The 20,834-nt window shown below is 49.2% G+C and carries 19 protein-coding genes; 12 read left to right on the plus strand and 7 right to left on the minus strand.

The genetic code is table 11. The annotated features are described in order from the left end of the window. Positions 1-9: 9 nt before the first annotated feature. From OH31_RS09415 to OH31_RS09440, 5 genes are all read left to right on the plus strand, one after another. Positions 10-588 carry a PEP-CTERM sorting domain-containing protein gene (locus OH31_RS09415; protein ID WP_019883561.1) on the plus strand — a complete coding sequence of 193 codons (579 nt, stop codon included), beginning with the start codon at positions 10-12 and terminating at the stop codon, positions 586-588. Positions 589-753: 165 nt separating this feature from the next. Further along, entirely contained in the window at positions 754-1,212 is a 459-nt protein-coding gene (locus tag OH31_RS09425; RefSeq protein WP_024930521.1) for a hypothetical protein, read from the plus strand. A 257-nt stretch (positions 1,213-1,469) separates the two neighbouring features. Continuing rightward, on the plus strand, positions 1,470-1,625 hold the full coding sequence (locus OH31_RS14790) for a DUF3309 family protein (protein ID WP_081755146.1): 156 nt from the start codon (positions 1,470-1,472) through the stop codon (positions 1,623-1,625). A gap of 51 nt (positions 1,626-1,676) precedes the next feature. After that, entirely contained in the window at positions 1,677-2,075 is a 399-nt protein-coding gene (locus tag OH31_RS09435; protein ID WP_019883556.1) for a PA2779 family protein, read from the plus strand. 17 nt (positions 2,076-2,092) lie between these two features. Next, complete coding sequence (locus tag OH31_RS09440) at positions 2,093-3,067, plus strand: PA2778 family cysteine peptidase (protein ID WP_024930522.1); 975 nt, start codon at positions 2,093-2,095, stop codon at positions 3,065-3,067. A gap of 55 nt (positions 3,068-3,122) precedes the next feature. Here the strand turns inward: OH31_RS09440 and OH31_RS09445 are convergent, their stop codons facing one another. Then, positions 3,123-4,739, minus strand: a complete 1,617-nt coding sequence (locus OH31_RS09445) for an EAL domain-containing protein (RefSeq protein WP_024930523.1) — start codon at positions 4,737-4,739, stop codon at positions 3,123-3,125. 235 nt (positions 4,740-4,974) lie between these two features. After that, entirely contained in the window at positions 4,975-5,454 is a 480-nt protein-coding gene (locus tag OH31_RS09450; RefSeq protein ID WP_242402246.1) for a DUF421 domain-containing protein, read from the minus strand. Between the two features lie 303 nt (positions 5,455-5,757). Here OH31_RS09450 and OH31_RS14795 point away from each other — a divergent pair, with 303 nt between their 5' ends. The 7 genes from OH31_RS14795 to OH31_RS09485 all read left to right on the plus strand — a co-directional run bounded on the left by OH31_RS14795 (position 5,758) and on the right by OH31_RS09485 (position 13,368). Then, a complete protein-coding gene (locus tag OH31_RS14795) occupies positions 5,758-5,910 on the plus strand; it encodes a DUF3309 domain-containing protein (protein ID WP_081755147.1) in 153 nt (50 codons plus the stop codon). A gap of 233 nt (positions 5,911-6,143) precedes the next feature. Further along, positions 6,144-6,308: a DUF3309 family protein gene (locus OH31_RS14800; RefSeq protein ID WP_019883549.1), complete on the plus strand. Its 165-nt coding sequence runs from the start codon at positions 6,144-6,146 to the stop codon at positions 6,306-6,308. 210 nt (positions 6,309-6,518) lie between these two features. Next, the gene (locus OH31_RS09465) at positions 6,519-7,805 is read left to right on the plus strand and encodes a diguanylate cyclase domain-containing protein (protein WP_242402247.1); all 1,287 of its coding nucleotides are present in this window, start codon (positions 6,519-6,521) and stop codon (positions 7,803-7,805) included. A gap of 138 nt (positions 7,806-7,943) precedes the next feature. Next, positions 7,944-8,633: a hypothetical protein gene (locus tag OH31_RS09470; RefSeq protein WP_024930526.1), complete on the plus strand. Its 690-nt coding sequence runs from the start codon at positions 7,944-7,946 to the stop codon at positions 8,631-8,633. Positions 8,634-8,771: 138 nt separating this feature from the next. Beyond that, complete coding sequence (locus OH31_RS09475) at positions 8,772-9,431, plus strand: pyridoxamine 5'-phosphate oxidase family protein (RefSeq protein ID WP_024930527.1); 660 nt, start codon at positions 8,772-8,774, stop codon at positions 9,429-9,431. A gap of 244 nt (positions 9,432-9,675) precedes the next feature. After that, a complete protein-coding gene (locus OH31_RS09480; RefSeq protein ID WP_242402248.1) occupies positions 9,676-12,306 on the plus strand; it encodes an EAL domain-containing protein in 2,631 nt (876 codons plus the stop codon). 135 nt (positions 12,307-12,441) lie between these two features. After that, positions 12,442-13,368 carry a choice-of-anchor A family protein gene (locus OH31_RS09485; RefSeq protein WP_242402249.1) on the plus strand — a complete coding sequence of 309 codons (927 nt, stop codon included), beginning with the start codon at positions 12,442-12,444 and terminating at the stop codon, positions 13,366-13,368. Between the two features lie 65 nt (positions 13,369-13,433). Here the strand turns inward: OH31_RS09485 and OH31_RS09490 are convergent, their stop codons facing one another. The 5 genes from OH31_RS09490 to OH31_RS09515 all read right to left on the minus strand — a co-directional run bounded on the left by OH31_RS09490 (position 13,434) and on the right by OH31_RS09515 (position 20,806). After that, on the minus strand, positions 13,434-14,894 hold the full coding sequence (locus OH31_RS09490) for a porin (protein ID WP_024930530.1): 1,461 nt from the start codon (positions 14,892-14,894) through the stop codon (positions 13,434-13,436). A gap of 193 nt (positions 14,895-15,087) precedes the next feature. Continuing rightward, positions 15,088-16,362 carry an OmpP1/FadL family transporter gene (locus OH31_RS09495; protein WP_024930531.1) on the minus strand — a complete coding sequence of 425 codons (1,275 nt, stop codon included), beginning with the start codon at positions 16,360-16,362 and terminating at the stop codon, positions 15,088-15,090. 82 nt (positions 16,363-16,444) lie between these two features. Beyond that, complete coding sequence (locus tag OH31_RS09500) at positions 16,445-18,520, minus strand: EAL domain-containing protein (protein WP_024930532.1); 2,076 nt, start codon at positions 18,518-18,520, stop codon at positions 16,445-16,447. Between the two features lie 7 nt (positions 18,521-18,527). Then, positions 18,528-19,055: a YfiR family protein gene (locus tag OH31_RS09505; protein ID WP_019883538.1), complete on the minus strand. Its 528-nt coding sequence runs from the start codon at positions 19,053-19,055 to the stop codon at positions 18,528-18,530. A gap of 245 nt (positions 19,056-19,300) precedes the next feature. Further along, a complete protein-coding gene (locus OH31_RS09515) occupies positions 19,301-20,806 on the minus strand; it encodes a tetratricopeptide repeat protein (RefSeq protein ID WP_024930533.1) in 1,506 nt (501 codons plus the stop codon). Between the last annotated feature and the right edge of the window lie 28 nt (positions 20,807-20,834).

Genomic DNA, 20,834 nt, shown 5'->3' on the forward strand with positions numbered 1-20,834 from the left:
GAGAAACAAATGAAACAACTGAGTAAACTTGCAGTAGCCATGTCCATGGCAGTCGGATGCTCGCAGGCATTTGCGGCGGCTTCTATTTTTGTGGTTGAGCCAGGCAGTGATGGATTTAACATCCATACTGCGGCATTTAACGGGTCCAGTTACGACATTACTAAACTTGTATTCGATTTCACGACTACCGTGACTAGCGATGCGAGCCATCTGGTCATTGATGGCTCACCTAGTTCGATTGGCGCACCTGCTGGCGGTACCGCGACTTTCTTTGGCAGCGGTGCAGTGTTCGGATTTGACTTTACGAGCTTCAATTCATTTGAATCTTTTAACTTTCAATGGGATCCAGATTCTGCGATTAACGGCGCTTATGGTGCCACAGGGGCGGATTTCATCGGTGGAACCGTGACTGCGTTTACAACCAATGGCCTTTATAAGGGTACGTTTGAATTGGTTGGTACTGGGCCGGATGTGGCAGCAGGGCTTTCACCTTATACGTCATCCGTGGTGCCGGAGCCAATGACCGGTGCAAGCTTGCTGGCTGGTTTGGGCGTGTTGGGTTTGGTTGCTCGCCGCCGCCGATCATAAGCGTTGTTTGTTTTTAACGCCTAAGCCCATCGAATTTATTGGTGGGCTTTTTTATTTGAGGCCGGTATTTGGTGATTGATTGGCAAGCCGTTTTTTTCCGGATGCGGTACCATAAAGGTCATGAATGACATGGGGTCACGAAATGCTGGGTATGGAGTCTGGTGCATGAAAAATTTAGGTGTATTGTTCGCTGTAGTTTTGGTGTTATCAGGGTGCTCAGTTAATATGGTGAAGCTGGGTGTTTATAAAAATAAGGCGCAATTAATCGGTCCGGATGGAACAGTGTATGTCGGCAGTATTCTGATCAACGACATTAGCAATGATGGCGATATTGAGTTTGAAGAGTCCCCTTATGGCAAGCTGGCCGGGAAGTGGACAGCAACCAGCGCAGCAGCGCCGGTGGCAAGAACGGGTGCCGCTGACGCACAAGCTGTTGATGCCGTGGTACGCCGGGCATACTCGGGCAAGAGTTTTCTGGTTGCCAATCAGAAAGCGGTACTCAATTGCGACTTTAAAGCCAACATAGAAGGTGATGGTCTATTGGGTAGCGTGTATGTGATTGGTGATGGTATCTGCATTGATGACCAGAAGCGTATGATTCCGATTCAGTTTTTCAAGTCATAGCTGCGTGCAGCGTATGTGCTTGTGCCACCATAGCCCGCTGATAGCGGGCTTTTTTATGACAAGTCACTCGCTGAACCTTTACGCGCACAGCCTCATTCAGCGGCCGGTTCGGATGATCAGACTATTCCTACAATAAATTCAGCCGTCGTGACATGGTATTGGGCGCTGTGTGCCTGCATGATGGAGCCTCACGCATTTAATACCAACACGCTGATTGCCCGCGCAGCTGGCAATCTTTTGCTTGAGGAGCACATACGATGCTGAGAACCCTGTTGCTGGTCATTTTGATTCTGGCTTTAATCGGTGCATTGCCTGCCTGGCCTTATAGTTCTGGTTGGGGTTATTACCCAAGCGGTGGCCTTGGTTTGGTCGTACTGATATTGCTTATTCTTGCACTCACGGGCCGGTTGTAGTTTGATGGTTGTAATGTGCCCAATTCATTCTCTCTATAAAGGAAACTAATCATGATCATGGCTAAACGTTTTTTGAGTGCTTTTTTAGCAGCTTCGCTCTTATTTACTGGATCGATGCAAGCCGTACAGGCCGCCATGATTGGCACTGAGCAAGTCGCCGAGTCTACAATATCGGCCAAAGGTGCGCAGGACAGGGCCAAAATTGTGGATATGCTTTCACGCGATGAAGTGCAGTCGGAATTGGTCAAGCGAGGAATCGATCCTGTGGAAGCCAAGTCACGCGTGGCCGCATTGACTGATGACGAAGCCAGCAATATGGCTTCTCAGCTGGATAAAGCGCCTGCTGGCGGTGGCATTATTGGTGCCATTGTGCTGGTGTTTTTCGTGTTGCTGCTGACGGATATTTTAGGGTTTACAAAAATATTCCCATTCACACGTTCAGTACGTTAATACACTTTTATCTGGATATGCATTTAACTTTCATCCATTTAACGCTCATCAAAGCCAGCCTGCGCCGAATAAGCCTGCTGGCTTTTTTGTGCCTGTTGAGTGCTTGTGCGGCGACCGGGGTGCGTGAAGCCACGCACAATACGCAATTGCCCCGTCACGCTGAACTGACGAGCACGCCTTTTTTCCCGCAGGCACAATACCAGTGCGGCCCAGCCGCATTGGCAACTGCATTGAGTGCAGCCAATATTCAAGTGACACCAGACCAGCTGACACCAGAGGTATATGTGCCTAGCCGCCAAGGCAGTTTGCAGATTGAAATGATGGCGGCAGCCCGACGGCACGGCGCGGTTGCGGTAAAAATCCCGCCGCAACTGGATGCAGTGATGCAAGAAATTTCCGCTGGCAATGTGGTGGTGGTCATGCAGAATCTTGGTTTTTCATGGGTCCCCTCGTGGCACTATGCCGTGGTGGTTGGCTATGATCTGGATAAGGAATTGTTGTGGTTGCGATCCGGTACTTATGAGCGCTTTGAAATGTCCTTAAGTGCTTTTCAGCGTACCTGGGCGCGTAGCGAGCATTGGGCATTTGTGGCATTGCCACCAGGCAAATTGCCCGCCAGCGTCAGCGCAGATGAGGTCGCCAAAGCCTTGGTAGCTTACGAGAAAAATGCCTCTGCTGCGGCGCGAAAACAAGCCTATCAAGCAGCTGTCAGTCGGTGGCCAGATCATCAGGTACTGTTGATGGGCTTGGGCAACGCCGCCTATGCTGCTAATGATTTACCGCTGGCAGCAGTAACCTTTCAGCATATGATTGAGGTGCATCCGACTTCAGCGGCAGCCTATAATAATTTGGCCAATGTACTGCTGGCACAGAAGCACATTACACAGGCAGAGACGGTCGCCGAGAAAGGGCTGACTGTGGCTGGGGACGACGAAAAGTTAAAGTCTCAACTTGCACAGACGCTGGTTGAGATCAGGCAGTCTCAAAAATAACCACCTGTAGTGTGAGTGCTTGCTTACGTTAAAGGATAGGTTTAATCAACAAAAATCATTCGACTGAAGATTCTTCTGTCGGCGGATGTTTGTCCAAATAAGCGTAAAAATCTTTTCGCTTGAGTGATTTTGAGAACAACCAGCCTTGTACATATTTGACGCCACGTTCGTGCAGAATTTTCGCCTGCGCTGCTGTTTCTACGCCCTCGGCCACCATATCCAGTTGTAGCGTTTTTGCCATTTCAATAATATGAAAAGCAACATGGCTGGTGACCGCATCGGTACCCACAGAGTCCACAAAAGTCTTATCAATTTTAAGGTAGTCGAGTTGGAACTTGGTCAGGTAAGACAGGCTTGAGTAGCCGGTCCCAAAGTCATCAATAGCCACCCTTACGCCGCAATCCCGGATATCCTTGATTGTCGTCAGCGCTTCATCATCATCAAGAAACCCCCGTTCAGTGACTTCAATCAGGATTTGATTGCCCGTCGCCCCGCTGGATTTGATCAGAGTTTGAATCAGCGATAATAAGTCGCCTGACCGGATGTCGTGCGAGGAGATATTAATGCCGACATGAAAGTCCGGATGGGTATTAAAAGCGTTGCGCATATCTTTCGCTACCAGCTCAAATACGCGCTGTGTGATTTGGCAAATGACGCCAGCCGCTTCGGCAGCAGGGATAAACGTATCTGGACTGATAAATGTATTATCCGGCGTTCGCCATCGAATCAATGCTTCAGCGCCCACGCAAGTGTTGTGATGCAAATGCATGATAGGCTGATATTCCAGGTAAAACTCATCGTTCGCCAACGCGCGCAAAATAGCGGATTTAGTCGAGTACCTGGTGCGCTGCATATAGATAAATAAGCCGCCCAATAACAAGCCGACAATGATGGCTAGCGGAATCAGGATTTGAATAAAAGTCACGATATCATCGTTGATGTCCTTAAGGGGGATGGCGGCGACCACTGCCGTGACATTCAGCTGGTTGGGGGCGATATACACCAGCATCTGCCGCTCTTGGTCAATAAAAGTAAGTGCTTGCTTCCCTTGGTATCTTTCTAGCCAGGCAGTGGCGATCTCGCCCTTGCCGGTATACAGCCGGTGTGACTGGATGCTGAATACGCCGATGGCAACCTCCGAGTTGTCTAGTGCCTCGATCGCGTGACTGGGCACAAACATGATGGCCCAGCCTGATTTCTCGAAAATCACCAAATGCCGGTCTTGCCAGTCAGCGATCTTGATGTTGGACCACACCTTGGTACCATCCGGCTCGGTCCGGTAGGGCTTGCCCAGCACCATGCCATCCAGCAGTTCTGAGATGGAGGAACAGGCGATTTTATTGTCGCGGATATGTGCAACGCCTTGCAGAAAGAATCCTGATACATTGAATTCCTGCATTTTTTGTACCTGTTGCGGCAGGCAAGCATCTTTTTCAGCCACTGACGAAAAGTAATTCACGACATTGGCAAACTGCTGGCGTGTCGTACTCATGCGCATCAATACACCAGAGGTGATTTCCCGCAGGTGTTTCGTTTCTTTGGAAACCGCCTGGTTATGGGCAATGATTAAAGACAAGAAGATGGAAATCGAGGCGGTGATCGCAATCAGCAGCACCGTAATGCCAGTCACAATTTTTTTGTTACGCCAGCTTTTCTTTAATACGTGATCCATTTGATGCCTCCTCCCAAACGTCAGTTTCATCGCTATCGTGTCTATTGGCCAATCGGCATTATGGGATAGGCGTATGCAACCTGGAGGTGATCGAATGGGCGCAGAGTGCAAGAGTGATAAGCATAGTTTTTTTCGTTAGTGTTATTTGAATATCGATCTTGATGCTGTGAGAGACGCATGAAGCTGCGTTACTTTTACAACGCGAGAATAAACGTTAATCTGAAGAATGTCATTGTTACTTATCGTCGTGAATAATACTGAGCTGACCATCTGACTCTAATTGTATTTGTTTGACTGCTGAAATATGCGCAATGCCATCTTCACGTAGCTTGGCCAGGATATCGTCTTTGGTAATAAATTCGCGACGCATGGCACGTGTTTGCAGCACTCCGTTACGAACCAGCACCAATGGTGGTGCTTCCATCACGCGTCTGATCCATTGATTTTTGTAGCTGAGCCAGTCAATCAAGATATTCCAGCAAACCAATACGCTGATCAGCACCAGGCCGTCCATGATCGATTTAGCATCCCCGCTCATCGCGTTTTGAGAGGCATCGGCCACAATGACCACAAATAAGAAATCACCGACACCGACGCTGCCCATATCCCGGCGCAAGATGGATCTGAAGATAAGAAACAGGAACCAATAGACGATGGATCCTCGAATCACAATCTCCCACAAGGGAACGCTTAAGCTGAACGCCTCTGTATCCATGTCATTCACCCCATTGCATGATGTGCAAAGAGTCTACAGAAATAAAGCAATTGTCTTTATCAGCGCCAGATGTACTTGTTGTAGGAAAAACAAGCTATATCAAGGATGCAAAAAAACGTGCCTTATTCATTCCTACAGCAATTTCAGCCGCAGTGTCATGGTCAGCGTATCGCCATGACGGCATGATGAAGCCTTACTCATCTTGAGTATTACTTAGCCTGGGTATTCTTAATTTTTATATTCTGAATCTCGGTATTCAGGCCTGCTGTTGAGGCCGGTTTGAATCAATGACTGGAGCGTATGATGTTCAGCACTGTCCTGATTGTTATCCTCGTTGTGGCACTGATTGGCGCCTTGCCAGCCTGGCCGCATAGTGCAAACTGGGGCTATTTTCCAAGCGGCGGCTTTGGTTTATTACTGTTGGCATTGCTGTTACTCACATTTTCTGGAGGGTAAGCGATGCATGGAGCCACTTTAAAAAATTCTACGTACGTTGATTGCCAGTAGTTAATCATTGAGCACGCAGGCGCATTCCTACAAAAAATTCAGTATAAATCTCGTCGTTTTTCCTGATGCCATGCTGCATAATGAAGCTGGCAATAGAGTTAACTATTTCTCGCTTCAACCATTCAATATGTCTTTGCTGACTGCATGTGCTGTCAGTAAGCGTTGGATTGCAGGAGAACGACATGCTGGGTACGCTGCTGATAGTGATTTTCACGCTCGCTTTAATCCATGCTTTTCGTACCGGTTTCTACCGCGTGAGTTGGGGCATGGATCCAGGCCGTGCGCTGACTGTGTTGATCGCTGTGTTGATTATGATGGCGTTTGCGATTGGTTTCGTTGATCTTTAACGTACGATCAGCTGCGTGATAACACTTTTCGAGGAGATAGTGATCGCGTGAATCATTTTGAATGATTAAAGAGTAAACCTGTTGTTCTTTCTCAAAAAGAGTGGCATGCGCCTGGCGTAGAATGCAACATGGAACCTTTTGTGAAATGAGCCAGTGCGCCCAAAACTTAGCCAAACATTTAAAAGCCAACTGATTGCAGCATTTGCGGCAATGTTGGCTTTTTTGTTTTGGCATTTTCTGCTGGATTACCAACGCCAGAAAGCAGAGGGGGAAGCCTATCTGGAGGCAGCCTCTTATGGCAGTTTGCTGCGCGCTGAGCTGGATCGCGAATTAAATTCCCTGCTATTTATTTCTAATGGCCTGTCCAGTTTTATCAAGGTCTATCGCAATGAGCTGAAGCAGGACAAGATGCAGGCGATCTTAGCCGACCTCTGGTCCAACGCCCATCATGTCAGGAACCTGGCAGTGGCCGTGAATTACAAACTGACTTATGTCTATCCTGAAAAGGGCAATGAGCAGATCATCGGTATCGATTATCGTGAGGTTGCCTCGCAATGGCCCAAAGTGAAGCTGGCGATTGAGTCTCATGAGGGAGTGCTGGATGGCCCGCTGGATTTGATACAGGGTGGTAACGGCATGATTTATCGCTTCCCGATTTTTGTCGATGGCCATTACTGGGGCATTATGTCGACGGTGATTGATACCCATAGCTTTTTACAGGCGGCTTTTCAGACGGTGCAAAATCCTCAGTTTTCATTTGCAATCAGGACGGTAGAGCAGAAGCGCGTGTTTCATGGCGATGCGGCGTTGTTTGATCAAAAGAACATTTTTATTCAGCAAAGCGAAGTGCCCAATGGCAAATGGGAGTGGGCCATCGAGAATAAAAATAGCCATCATCTGCCTAGTCGCAGCCTTGGCATGGTGTTGAGTGTATTGTTAAGCCTGTTGGTCGGCGGTGTTGCCTATTTCTTCGCCCAGGAGCGCTATTATTTGTCGGAAGGGGCGCTCATGGACAGCCTGACCGGTTTGCCGAATCGCCGCTTGCTTGAAAGTCGTTTGAACTATGCACACTCAGAAGCCAAGCGCGATCACAAGCGATTCGGCCTCATGGCACTGGATGTGGATCATTTTAAAGCCATTAACGACCAGTATGGCCATGATGTGGGCGATGAGGTCATTAAAGCAGTGGCGGCCAGGTTGAAGTCCAATATGCGCGATATGGATACTGTGAGTCGGCTCGGTGGTGATGAGTTTGTGATTGTGGTCAAAGACCAAATGTCTGAGCAAGGGTTGGTCAGAGTCGCGACCAAATTGCGGGATATTTTCAATGTACCTATGTTGATTAATGATAGGGAAATCGCCGTGCATTTGAGTATTGGACTCACTTTGTATGATCCTGCATCCGATGTCACCTTAAAGCAATTGCTTAAGCAAGCCGACATGGCACTTTATCAGGCCAAGCATAGCGGCAGGAATACTTACAGCGTCTGGAAGTAAACCAGCATTTGTTACACGCGCCCAGCGTGTTAGTATGGTATTTTTATTGACGTAAATGTATTAATGAAATGCGCTCATACCGTTGTTGTTTTGTCGCTTCACCTCGCCATCATCCCACGGCTTAATGCTTCAGAAATCATGCCCGAGCCTGCGTTTATTGAACCTGACGCAGCGCACAGTGACCGCTTGTTAAGGATTCCCGAACCCATGGTGTATGACTTGGTGCGTCCATTGGGTGTCAGGCAGGGAGAAATGGAGATCAATGCGCTAGGTGACTATAACCCTTATAACGGTGATTTTAGCTGGGCACCAGAGTTGGAGTATGGACTGGCGGATGACCTGGCGATGGAGGTCGAGCTGCCGTTTGAGGATGCCAGCCATGAACGCTACAAAGTGGCGATCCAGCAAACACTGGGGGTCGACTATGCGCAAGGCACGGCCAATGGCTGGCAAGCATTTGTCGATGTGAACAAGCATAGCAAAGCTGTGTCTGTTGACGCGACATATATCCATGCCCGGCAGTGGGCAGACCAGTGGTCGTCGTTAAGTATGCTGGGCTTGCGTGTACACAATATTAACCGCAGTGCACAAGTAGACTATTTGCTGAACAATACGGTGTTTTATGATGTCTCACCGCGGTTGACACTAGGCCTGGAGCTTAATCAGGAAGTCAGCACTGGCGGCACCTGGCGTTATCGGCTTACACCGCAGGTGCATTACGACGCCAGCCAGTATTATACTTTGCAGATGGGGACCGCCTGGTCGACGCTGGATCATCCGGAAAAAACACAGCGGTTGTGGAGTTTTCGCCTGATCCGGGTGTTTTAATGACAGCATTGCATGGACGTCCTACAATGGTGCCGTCTGGGTCAGACTTTAGCCAACATGCCATTAAGCATAGTGTTGTCACGTGTTTTTAAACCGTATCATTGAACAGAACCACTGAATAAAGTCGTAGGGGGAAATATGAGTCGTTTGTTTGGAGAAACACACCGCAAGGTGCAGGACCAGCAAGGCACCAGAAAGCTGGCAGACCGCATTGAAGAAATCGCCTGCAAGACCGAGATTGATGAAGATGCCAAAGGATTTATAGAGTCGCTGGATATGTTCTTTTTATCCACGGTGGACCACAACGGGCGACCGACCGTGTCATATAAAGGTGGGTTTGCCGGTTTTGTGCGCGTGATCGACGACAAAACGCTGATTTTCCCGATTTATGATGGCAACGGTATGCAGCTATCTGTTGGCAATATGGTCGAGAATGCAGAGATTGGCATGCTGTTTATTTCGTTCGAGCGCCCGCACCGTATTCGCTTGCAAGGCGTGAGCAGCGTGTCTAATGAGCCTGCTTTGCTTGCCATGTATCAAGAAGCCGAGTTTGTGGTGAAAGTGACGTTGTCCGAGCTATGGCAAAACTGTCCGCGCTATATTCACCGCTATACCCGTGATAGCAGCTCGCGTTATGTGCCTGTGGCTGAGTGCCAGACGCCGTTGGCGGAGTGGAAGCGCCTGGAGTTCGTGCAGGATGTGATTTCTGACGAAGATGCCAAAAAAGCGCAAGACGCCGGATTTATTCAGGTAGAAGACTGGATTGCCAAGATTAAGGCTGGAGCGCCAGACGTTTAGAGGGCATTAAAGGCCAGGGTTGATACAAGCGCAGGCGTTTTCCTGCGCTTTTTTTATTGATCAGTATTCCTGCAAGCACCAATCTGGTGCCAATGAAAAAAGATTTTTGTGGTAAATATCGTCAGCATCACGTTGTACAAAAAGACAATTGCCGTAAATGTTTGTATTATTCTGTCGATAGTATTGTTAAGCTTTTTTTGACTCAGCCTTTTTAACTAATCTCAGGGTCTAGATCTGATTACCCATGAATAAGTTTGCAGCCATGTTTACACGACACTTCTATCGTCGCGTCATGACCTTGCTTTGCCTGCTGGGTTACAGTGCTATGCTGTTCAGCCTGCCTGCGCGCGATGCCCGGGCAGAGGCGATTACTGTGATTAGCGATGATAATTACCCGCCTTATTTGTTTAAGGATGCCAACGGTAACACGGTAGGCATCGTGGCTGATTTCTGGAAGTTGTGGGAGCAGAAAACCGGCGTGAAGGTGACGCTGGTATCGACCGCTTGGGAGCAGGCGCAGCAGCAATTGCTGAGTGGGCATGCTGATGTGATTGAGATGATTTTTCGCGACGCCGAACGCGAACAACGGTACACCTTTACCAAGGCTTATGCCACGCTGCCGGTGGGCATTTATGCGCACGAAAGTCTGAGCGGTCTGGCATCCCCTGAGGTGCTGAGTGGATTTACTGTCGGTGTACAAAAAGGCGATGGCTGCATCTTCAAATTAAAAGAAGCGGGTGTGAAATCGTTTCGCCTCTACAACAATTATGAAGAAATCATCCAGGCCACGTTAAGTGGGCAAGTCAAAATCGTCTGCATGGATGATTACCCGGCGCATTATTACCTGTATCGCATGAATGCAGATAGCCAGATTCTGCGCGCGTTTACCTTGTATCAAGGGCAATTTCACCGCGCCGTCAGAAAGGGCGATGTGCGCACACTGCGCTTGCTTGAGCGTGGTGCCGCTGCCATTAGTCCGGCTGAAATGACGGCGCTGGAATCTAAATGGAAAGGCAGTTCTCTGCAACGCGGGGTGTACTCCAAGCAGGTGATTTTGACATTAGCATTATTGCTGGTGGTCGGCTTAACGTTGCTGTTGCTGATTTTCATGTTGCGGGTCGCCGTGAAAAGAAAAACCGCCGAAATAGAAAGCAAGCGCGAAGAGCTGGAGCTTGAGCGCTTGCGCCTCACCAACATTATTGACGCCACCCGTGCCGGAACCTGGGAGTGGGATGTACAAACGGGGATGTTCCAGTTTAATGAGCGCTGGGCAGAGATACTTGGCTATACCCTGGAAGAGCTGGTGCCACATAATCTTGAAACAGCGAAACGCTTAACGCACCCCGATGACTGGCAAACCTCCATGACGCTGGTAGCGCGTCATTTACAGGGAGAGATTGAGTTTTATGAGTGCGATATCCGCATGCAGCATAAAGCCGGACATTGGATCTGGATTGTGGATCGTGGCCGCTTGATTTCACGCACGCCTGCGGGTGAGCCTGCGATGATGCGCGGGACGCATATTGATATTACCGATAAAAAACAGGCTGAAGCTGCGATCTGGCAGCAGGCGAATTATGACAGCCTGACCCAGCTGCCTAACCGCCACTATTTTCATCATCAAATCAAAGAGGCGATTGCTGCGGCTGCGACAAGGCAACAGCGGTTGAGCCTGCTATTACTGGATCTGGACAGGTTTAAGGAAGTGAATGACAGCCTTGGTCATCGGCGTGGTGACGAGCTATTGATGGAGGTTGGCCAGCGTATCCGCCAGTGCGTATCGTTGCCAGCCACCGTGGCCAGGCTGGGCGGCGATGAGTTTGCCATTATTGTGCCAGAAGGCTTGCATGCCGATCTGCAAGGCTTGGGTAATCAGCTGATGCAGGAGATTTCCAAGGCGTATATTCTGGGCGGTGAGCGCGTGTTTGTCACGGTCAGTATCGGCATTAGCCAATATCCTGAAGACGCATTGCATGCCGAAGAAATAATACAGCACGCAGACCAGGCTATGTACGACGCAAAAAGCCGCGGACGTAATAGCCTGCGCTTCTTCTCATTGGCGATTCGTGAGGCACTCTCGCAACGCGTGAATTTGGCGCGTGATTTACGCATGGCTTTGGACAATGGCGAATTGCGTGATTATTACCAGCCGATTGTCAGTTTGCATAATGGCAAAATCGTCAAAGCAGAAGCACTGATGCGCTGGCAGCACCCTGAGCGTGGCCTGATTAGCCCGGCATTGTTTATCCCGGTGGCAGAAGAAACCGGTGACATTATTGCCATGGGTGACTGGATTTTTCATCGCGCTGCGCAACACGCCATGCAATGGCAACCCTTGATGGGCGATGACTTTGCCATTAGTGTCAATAAATCGCCGGTGCAATTTGTTGAGCAACTCAACTTGCAAAGTGATTGGGTGCATGCATTGCGCGCGATGGGCGTAGAAGGTAAGCGTATCGTCGTGGAAATTACCGAGGGCTTATTGCTCAATCCGGATCCGGTGGTCGAAGAGCGCTTATTACAGTTTAGAGACATGGGCATTCAGGTGGCGATTGACGACTTTGGCACGGGCTACTCTTCGCTCTCCTATCTGAGCAAGTTCGATATCGACTATCTCAAAATAGACCAGTCATTCACGCGTAATCTCAATGCGGGCAATGAAAGCTATGTGTTGTGCGAAGCGATTATTGTAATGGCACATAAACTCGGCCTGAAAGTGATTGCTGAAGGCGTAGAGACAGCGCTACAACGTGACTTGCTGATGGATATTCATTGCGATTACGCACAAGGTTTTTTCTATTCACCCCCCGTGCCAGCGGATGCATTTGAGCAAATGCTGGTGCAGCAATCGCGCGAAGCTGCCATTACCAGGTAGCCACGTTGACTGCCGTACGGCTTAGGTTTACCCGAATGGGCTATCTGATGCGAGAGGTAAAAGTGTTATAAGTCACTTATACGATCATGAAAGATTAATTATCATGATCATTATTTGACTATCAAAGGGTGATGTATGAATTGGATGTTCAAAAGTGCGGTTATTGCCACACTTGCAATGCAAAGCATGGCAGCCTCGGCCGATGTGCTGGATTTTGGCGTAGCTGGCCAGTTTAATGTATTCGTGTTTAACAACTTTACAAGCAGCTATAGCGATGTTGAAGGTGCGGTAGCCGTGGGCGGTAACTTTAATGTGACTGGCTATGCGGTGAATGAGCTCAACAAAGCGGTCGCTGGTAATTCGCTGGTGGTTGGCAACAATCTGACCTATAACAACGGCAGCGTGAAGAACGGTAACATTGATGTGGGTGGTACTACCAGCACTTCCAGCTTTGGTTTTACTGGCGCTTATACTGATAGCGATCCTATCAATTTCACCAATGAGCGCACTTATTTGCTCAACCTGTCTGCCAGCCTGAATAACCTGGTGAATACTGGAACAGCGACTTACAACTATAGCGGCTTGCAACTCACTGCCAGCAACAATAGCAGTGCGCAGATTTTTGATATTGATGGCAGTTTTTTCAACTCCAGAAACAATACAACCTTTAGTGGTTTTTCAGCAGGCCAAACCATTATCCTGAATATTTCCGGCAGTGGCTTGACCTTTAATGGCGGCACCGGCACCGACTTTGCCAGCTATGGCTTTAATGTGGTTTATAACTTTTATGAAGCCACGGCATTGAGTACTGGTTCTGGTGCAACAGGCACCATACTGGCACCACTGGCGGACATCACTGGCGGTTTTACGGCGATCAACGGTAACGTCATTGCCAATAGCTGGAACACCAATACCCAGGTCAATGTAAAAGGCATGTTCAAGCCAACAGAAATCACCGGCCTGGTGGTAACGCCGGTGCCAGAGCCTGAGTCTTATGGCATGTTGCTGGTGGGTTTGGGCGTGGTGGGGTTGCTGGCCCGCAGACGCAAATATCACGCCTGATCCGCGTAGTGCTCATAAAAAAGCTCAAGCATAATGCTTGAGCTTTTTTTATTTCAACACTGGCTTTAGAACTTCATGCGTAAACCGGCACCGTAGCTGGTCACGTTCGTATAGTTCGAGGCGCTTGGATATTTATCGCCTGAAAAGTGGTTGGTGGTATAAGCCAGATAAGTATCGAAACGCTTATTCAGTTTATAGTCCACCATCGCCGTCCAGGTATCAATCTTACCCTGCGAGTTGGTGGATACGGTAGGGCCGTCAATAGCATCCGCCTTGGTCAGGTAATAGCCGATGGACGTTGTCAGGCCAGCCAGTGCAGGCACGCGTTGCGCAAAGTCAAAGTTGGCACCCAGGTAATATACATAGTTATCCTGTTTGTAGCCTGGTTTCAATGCCGAGTTAGCTACGCCACCAAACACGGTTTGATCATAGATAGAGTGATAATCAATCGAGCGTGAGGAGGATGGTTGTAATTGATACCATTCCACACCACCGATGATTTTCAAATCTTTCGTTGGTAACCATTTACCAGTGAGCAATACAGCTTGCGTGTTATACAGTGACACCGCAATGGTGTCATTCGCCAAAGGATTGCCAGCTCCGGCAATCCCAGACTTCACTGAATCGAAGAATCTATCGTAGGCCAACTGCACGCCGAATGCACTGCTTTCGTAGCCCAGTTGTGTAGTGTAGCCATTGCCGTGCGAGGTGCCTGCTGAGTTACCGAATTGGTTTATGACAGCATAGTTGATTTTGTCATGGCTCTCCAGCTCGTAAGTGTTCGCATATTTGAGAGAGTTTTTCATGCGTGAGTTTTCAGACACGCCACCACCGCCACCGACAGTGCCGCTTTCACCCAATGGTGAAAAACTGTCGGCCTTACCGTTAGGATCATAAGTCACTGTGATCTCAAAAAACGGGTTGTACTGCGTACCATAGGTCAATTTACCCCATGAGCCCGCATCAATCCCTGCCCAAGCCTGGCGGGTAAACAATTCACCGTTCATGGAAGAGTTCGCGCTGACGCTGGAGTTGGCGTTGGTACCTGAGTTATCTGCTAGCGTTTGTGCCGCATCATGCAATTTCATATCCAGCGTATTAAAGCCAGCTTCCAGTTGGTAGATAAATTTAAAGTCATGATCCCATGCTTGCAGCTTGGCGACTTCGCCTTTAAAGCCCAGACGTGAACCTTGCCAGCCACCATTCACCCAGTTGGTTCTGGAGGTTGTTCTGTCGGTTTTTTTTGCGCCCGAATAAGGATAAAAGTTATTCGCTAACTCATAGTTCTCTGGCAAAGAGTGATTGATATGCGTCAGGCCGATATCGACCAGACCGTAGACCTGAAAGTAGGAAGGATGATCACCCAGGTCGAAATTGATGCGGAACGGGTTGTCCTCGTTCATAAAACGTGACACCAAAGAAGGGGATTCTTGTGAGGTCGTGCTGGATTGGTCTGCCTGGGCTGCGAATGCCTGGCTAATCGCCAGCGGCAGTAATGCCAGTTTGAAAAAGTGCGCTATGGTCATCTTCTATCCTAAAAAGCGATGTTTCGGGTTGTTTCAAGACAGGCATTTTCAATCTGGTAGATGAAGTTTAAATGACAAGCGGCTTACACGAAACTTACAAGGTAAAATATGCGCTTGTAAGATGCCATGCGAGCCAGCCGTGATGCTATAAACAATCACGGCTGGATAAGGGAGTTTCCAGGCCCGGAGGGGCTTAGAACTGGTGTGTGAGTTGCAGGCTGAGAATATCAGCGCTGCCATCGTATTTGCCAGCAATCAGACCTTTACCTGGTGCAGGTGTTTGCTGGTCATCGTAAATTCTGGCTTCTTTAATGAAAAGATGCGCATAGCCCACGTCGAATTTAGTCTGCGGACTATATTGCCAGCTGGCACCCAAAGACAGCCAGATGCGGTCATTGCCAGGAATGCGCGCGGTTCTATGGTTGTTATCGATGGCCTCTTCATCATAGGCGACACCGGTACGTAGTTTTAAGGTATCGGTATAACGATAGTTGACGCCTACAGAATAGCGTAAGGTGTTATTCCAATGCTCCTCGGTAGAGCCCAGCATGGCGTTGGAGCCATTATCACGCATGATAGTGAGCGTCTTAAATTGGCTCCAGCGGGTCCAGGTCACATCCGCTAGTAAATCCCAGCGCTCATCCAGGCGACTAAAACTGCTGAAAGACAGCGTTTCTGGTAAGGTTAAATCCGCAGTGATATCTGTATTCAGGGTCCGGCCAGGAATGCCGTTTAACGTTGTAAAAGGTGAGCGTGCATCACCTTTTAAGTGTTGCTCTACTTTTGAGCGAAATGCCAGACCTAATCGCGTATCAGGTGTGACTTGATAAATCGCTCCCAAGTTATAGCCGAAGCCCCAATCTTTGCCCTTGTTGTTAATCGAGGACTCTGCCGCCCCTAAATTGACTGCGCTGGTGAGTTCTGCCTGTGCCCACATGGCCGAGACACCAAAGCCAAATGACCACTGATCATTCAGTTTCCAGGCTAATGATGGGTTAATGTTGACCGTTTTCAATTCTGATTTAATCGCCTGAAAACGGCCTAGCCAGTTTTTGTCATATTCGGTTTTTAAGCCAAAAGGTGTGCCTACACCAATGCCGACTTTGAGTTGATCGCTGATATCTTGTTTATAGTAAAAGTTAGGAATGGCAGCCAGGCTGCCAATTTCACCGCCCTCGCCCCCCAATGGTCGCGTACCTGCGCGCTCACTGGCCTTGTCATCAAAGTCGCCATTGGTCTTGATCACATGCAAGGCCCCGACGATCTGACGGCCTTCCAGATAAGTCATCCCGGCCGGGTTGAAGAAGATTGTGCTCGCATCTTCGGCGACGGCAGAAGCACCGGCGTAGGCGTTGCCCAGGCCGCTCGCGCCTTGCTCAAACAGTGCAAAGCCGGCAGCCTGGCTGGATAACTGGTAGCCTGAGAATAGCAAGCCAATGAGTAAGTAAGATGGTTTTAAACGTAGCATATATCTCCCTGATGGCTTTTTATTGTTTATTTTTATATAACGGCTAAATCCGACTATTTTTGACTGTCGATGCCTGTATTTTTTAGACTTCTGACCCTGCAATTTTACGAAAAACGCTCGGAATACTTTCCGGAAACTCGGCCATGAATGCTGTGGTCTGGCTGGCAGACAAGGCGGCGCTAAATAAATAGCCCTGCACATGGTGGCAGAGTTTGTATTGCAGGTATTCAAACTGGATCGCGCTTTCTACGCCTTCAGCAACCACTTTCAAATTAAGGCTGACAGCCAGGGCAACCAGGGCATCGACAATGGCGATATCTACTTTGTCTTGTGGGATGCCCGCCGTAAACTGCTTGTCAATTTTGAGGATATCGACCGGTAATTGCTTGAGGTAATTCATGGACGAATGGCCAATGCCGAAGTCGTCGATGGCAATGCCTATGCCCAATTGTTTGAGTGAATAAAGAATTTGCTTGGCCGACTCAATATTGCGCATCACCATAGACTCTGTGATTTCCAGGTTGAGCGTGCGTGGTGACACATGGTAAAAGTCCAGCGCATGGCGGATGGTATCCGACAAACTGTCATCATCCAGTTGGCGCGAGGAAATGTTCACGTTCATGAATAAGTCACGGTCGAACATTTCCTGCCACATTGCCAGTTGCTTGAGTGACTGGTGGATGACCCAGGCGCCAATGCTGATGATGAGGCCGGAGCCTTCTGCCAGGTGAATAAACTGGTCTGGCGTCAGCAGGCCTTTGGTCGGGTGACGCCATCTGAGCAGGGCTTCAAAACCGATGGTTTTCAGCAGTTGTGTGTGGATGATCGGCTGGTAATACAGCTCCAGCTCCTGGTTCTGCTGGGCGAAGTGCAACTCTTCACGCAGGTTGCGCAACTCGGAGGTGTTTGCCTCATCAGACTCACTGTAAAAGCGGAAGGTATTGCGTCCGGCATCTTTGGCCTGATAAAGCGCCACATCCGCATTTTTCATGACTTCCGTTTTCGAGTCAAAACCGGGCCGTAACAGCGCAATTCCGATGCTGACACCAATATGGATTTCATGGTCGTCGACGATAAACTGCGCAGAAATGGTTTGGATAATGCGTTTGCAGACCTGCTCGATCAGCGTGCGTCCGGGCGCATCCAGCAATATGGCAAATTCGTCACCGCCCAGGCGGAAAATAGCGTCTTCTTGCGACATGTTGCCGCGCAGCCTGTGAGCCACTTGTTGCAGCAGTTTGTCGCCAGTATTGTGGCCAAAGGCATCATTGACGATTTTGAAGCGATCCAGATCTAGCAGCAGCAGGTAAATATGTTTGCGGTCATCTGGCGTGGCAGTGATTTTACGTGTGATCGCTTCTTCAAACGCATGGCGGTTCAGCAGCTGGGTGTTTTTATCGTAATGGGCTAAAAACTGCAGTTTTTCTTCAATAACTTTGCGATGTTCCAGTTCGGCCTGTAACTGGGCATCACGCTGGCGAATGCTTTCCAGCATATTGTTAATATCATGGCTCAGCATGCCAATTTCATCGGCGCTGCTTACCTTGATGCGCTGGTCGTAATGGTGGTTGCGTGTGATTTTGCTGACAAAGCTTTGCAGTGCATGAATCGGGTCCACAATATTGCGGTTCAATCGCCACATAATCAGGCAGCCGACCAAGGCCGCCGCCAGTACGGCAATGGCATTCGACCAGGCAAAGCCAATTAATACATCGACAATTTGTTCTTGTTTGATGGTGGCATGCAAACTGCCCACGGTTTTTTCATTGACCACAATCGGCGTGTGCACTTCCATGTCGCCAAAGTAGGGATATAACCATTGCCAGCCCGCTGGGCTTTGGGGGTGCTGTGGGTGCAGGCTTTGCAGCGGTTGTTGTTGCTGGTTAAGAATGACGACACTGCGGATATTCTGGTTGTCTGTGAGTGGCTCTAGTGTTTTGGCGGCTGAACTTACCTCGCCAAACATGACGGCGGGGCCGATCGAGTTTGCCACCACATTCATTTGCACCAGGATATCGCGAATCAGGTGGGAGCGCAGGCTGTGGTAATGGCTACCAAACGCAAAGACAATAAACACCAGCAACATACTTAAGGTCATCACCAGTTCGGTGAGCAGCAGTTTGTGTGCAATTTTGAGGTGAGGTAATAGTCTTAACATACTCAAATTAATTAATGATATTGGTCGCCAGTTTCATCAGTCGCGTGTCAAATACAATGCCGGCCTGTTTTGCCGAGGTCAGATGCAAGGCGAACTGGTAATGCTTATCCTGCTCATTGATTTCTACATGCCCATACTCAGAAAATTTATTACCGTTATACACCACGGTCAATACGGATTCTTTCTGAATGATTTGTTGTAATTCTAGCGGCTTTTGTGAGCCATAGTCTTGAATATATAACAGATTGCAGCGCTTGACGTCGGTCGGTGCTTTTACCGTGACCAAAAATATCTGCAAATTCTGTAATTTTTGCGATTCCAGCGCGGTGGCCTTCAAATGGCCGATATCTTCTTCAAATGCACAAATCGCATAAGTGTCTTGCGGCTGGCGGTTGGGCATCTGGCTCAGTAGCGCCAGGTTAAACAGTAATTCACTCTTGGTTTCGCGGACTTGCTCAGCCCCCGCCTGGGACAGGCCGCTGGCACCCATGCCGAGCAAGGGGAGTAATAAGCATGTCCGGCGCACTGAAATCATATTGAGCTGACTCCATCAGAGTTGGTTGAGGTGACACGCGATGAGGTGTATTGCAGTGCAATCTTTCCGGATGGTTGCATCAGTTGCAACCCCTGTTTCTGTGCCGGTTTAAATAGCCATTCCTCATCAAGTATCATACCTTGCGCCATGGAATCTACAATCAGCAATTTTGATAAATTCTGTATCAGTTTGATAAGCCAGTCACAGCATCGTGGCTGTGATAAACGTTGGATATGTCTCTTGGCTCAATACTGGCTGCGTGCGGTTGGCAGGTGTGCGGCAGGTTTCAAGTCAAATGCCACGCAAATGCGCTCTGCTTCTGCGTGGAAGGGGATGGTTCTGTGAAACAGCGATGACGGAAATAACACAATATCGCCGACGGCTGGTTTGATAAAACGCGTTGGGAAATTTTCATGTAATTGCGGGTATTGGTCGCCATGTGTGCCATACTCAAAAGCACCTTCCTGCGGATCTTCCGTCTCTGGCATAGCGAGATAAACGGCGCCACTGAGCCAGCCAATTTCATGAATATGGGCATCCAGATGACCGCCTTTTTGCATGTTGACGTACCAGGAGCTGGTGAATTCCAGTGATTCTGGGAAGTGGGTGATCAAGGCACAATCAGCCTGGCTGAATTGGGCCTGGTAATGGCGGAACTCACGTTTAACCAACTCGCCCAGCGCCCTGAAGGCCGCTTCAGGGCGCTTGAATAAATTGCCGGCGGACTGTTTGCCATTGGTCAGACGCGCTTGCTTGCGCTCGGCGATATCGGCCTGGGCAATATTGGCCAGTAATTCTGCTAGTAACGGGCTGCCCGGTGCCAGTTCTGGCAGGCTGCGGTGATAAACAAACGACAGGCCATCCGGACAAAACTGGTAAGGGTCCGCCTGGTCGTGGTTGAGGCTGTAATGTGTGGAGAGTGTCGCAATAAACGGTGCGGTATGTGGCCCTTGCTTAATAATGTCATCGCGTAACTGCTTGAACGCTTCGAACTTCTCGGCACGGTATAAGCAGTAAAGTACCCTGGATTGCCAGTCATCCAATTGCGAGGCCTGAAAGTGCGGAATCGCCTCTTCAAATCGCTTGGTCAGGTATAAAAACTCGCCCATATTGTAGTTGGCACCCGGGTGTTGTGGATTGCGTTGTAGTGCCTGCTGGTAATGTTGCACCGCTTTGGTCATGTCGCCCTGGTCGCGCCAGGTTTCGCCGAGATTGTTATAGGCGTCAGTGTAGTTGGGAAATAATGCGATGGCACGTTCATAACTTTGTACGGCTGCCGGCAATTGCCCTTTGTCACGCAATACCGTGCCCAGGTTGAAATGGCCGCGCGCATCTTGTGGCTGGATGCGCAATCCCTGCTGGTAACTGGCCATCGCCTCATCTAGTTTGCCCTGTTTTTGTAGCACCGTGCCTAGGTTGCCATGCGCTTCAAAAAACTGCGGATTCAGCGCAATGGCTTTGCGGTAAGCCTGTTCGGCGGTGGCTAGTGCATCAAGCTGGGTTTGTACAATGGCATAGTTAAACCACAGTTCTGCGGCTTTCGGGTTGAGTTGCAACGCTGTTTCGTATGCACTTGCTGCCTCCGGGTACTGCTGGGTCTGATCCAGCGCCAGTGCCAGCAGGTGGTGTAAGACAAACTCTCGCGGATGCTGTGCCGCCAATGGGCGTGCCCGTTGAATGACGGCAGTAAATTGTCCGTGATTCAACTGTTGTATCAGCGTATTGATTTCTTGCGAAAGTGGGATGGCCATGGTGCAAAATTCCAAAGATAGTTACAAT

The organism is Methylophilus sp. OH31, from assembly GCF_000576615.1.
GTDB lineage: Bacteria > Pseudomonadota > Gammaproteobacteria > Burkholderiales > Methylophilaceae > Methylophilus.